At 42.2% G+C, this 1,664-nt stretch carries 1 protein-coding gene; it reads left to right on the top strand.

Annotation, left to right across the window (positions count from 1 at the left end; all coding sequences use genetic code 11):
- On the top strand, nucleotides 1–1,664 hold a 1,664-nt coding region (locus tag K2Y18_05545), incomplete at both ends, for an AMP-binding protein (GenBank protein ID MBX9805199.1).

Below are 1,664 nucleotides of genomic sequence, written 5' to 3'. Positions count from 1 at the left end.
GACCTAAATATAGATGCTTTACAAAAGGCTTTTCAAGATCTCCTTGAGCGCCATGAAATTCTTAGAACATCTTTTCAAGAAAAAGATGGTATTGCCTATCAAAATATTTCTCAAATGTCAAACTTTAAGTTAGATATTGTCGATATGCAAGCCACCTGGAATGAAGTTCAGATCAAAGAAATTCTTCGCAAATTTGCTGAGTCTCCTTTTAACCTCAGTCAAGAACTTTTATGGCGCGTTCAACTGCTCAAGTGTGGAGAAAACGATCATCTGGTCGCCCTGAATATGCATCACATCATCTCTGACGCTTGGTCTATAGCCATCTTCATGAAGGAGCTAGGCATCCTCTATCAGGCTGCTTGTGAAGGGTTAGAAAATTATTTATCTCCTCTTCCCATTCAGTATGCTGACTACACTCTATGGCAACGAGAGTATCTGAAAGAGGGCGAAAAGGAAGCTCAGACACAACTCGAATATTGGGTGAAAAGTCTACAAGGAGCGCCAGATCTCATTTCCCTGCCTCTTGATTATCCACGACCAGCTATTCAGAGCTACCGTGGAAAACAGATCTCATTCGAGATTTCAAAAGAGCTTCTTGATAGTTTAAAGACGTTGAGCCAGCAGCGAAGTACAACTTTATTCATGAGCTTATTGTCAGCTTTCTTTCTGCTATTAAAGAGATATACGGGACAAGATGACATTGTCGTTGGAACTCCTATCGCCAATCGTCAACGAGAAGAGTTAGAAGGGGTGATGGGTTTCTTTATCAATACATTGGCTTTGAGAGCAAACCTCACTGACCAGATGAGTTTTAATGAACTTTTAGAGCAGGTGAAAAGCAGAACATTACAAGGTTATGCCCACCAAGATATCCCCTTCGAGCGACTGGTCGAATCTCTGTCTCTACAAAGAAGTCTGTCTCATAGTCCTTTGTTTCAGGTGATGTTTGTTTTTCAAAACAGTCGACAACAAGAGCTGGCTTTGAAACACTTGGATGTTACCCTTATCCCTATTGACATGAAAACATCAAAATTTGACCTAACACTCTCCTTAGAAGAGACGCTCACTGGCATTGAAGGGAGTGTCGAGTATGCAAGCGACCTATTCAAAGCGAGCACCATTCAGCGATTGATTGCACATTTTTTAAAGCTCCTCAAAGAGATCATCTCCGACCCAAACCAGCCTATCCAATCTTATGAAATGTTGACTGCATCGGAAAGGCAGCGGATCTTAGTTGAGTGGAATAATACAGCTCATGATTATCCGCGCGACAAGACTCTTCAGCAACTCTTTGAAGAACAAGTAGAAAAGACACCAGAGAATATTGCCGTTGTATTTGAAAGCCAGCAACTCACTTATCGAGAACTCAATGAGCGATCCAACCAGTTAGCCTATTATTTAAGGGAGCAGGGAGTTGGACCTGACACTCTAGTTGCGATTGCTTGCGAGCGCTCTCTTGAGATGATCATCGGTATCATGGGCATCCTGAAGGCTGGTGGTGCCTACGTACCGCTGGATCCAAGCTATCCCCGTGATCGATTGGAATATATGTTAAAAGATACCAAAACATCTACTTTGTTAACACAATCCTGGGTGAAAGAGCAGCTGCCCCAAAAAACTGCAGCAACAATTGAGTTAGATCGCTTGGACGAATTTGCTAAAGA

Source organism: Alphaproteobacteria bacterium, from assembly GCA_019746225.1.
In the GTDB taxonomy this organism is placed as follows: domain Bacteria; phylum Pseudomonadota; class Alphaproteobacteria; order Paracaedibacterales; family VGCI01; genus VGCI01.
Note: the sequence above shows the minus strand (reverse complement) of the source record. Positions and strands in the feature narration are given on the sequence as shown.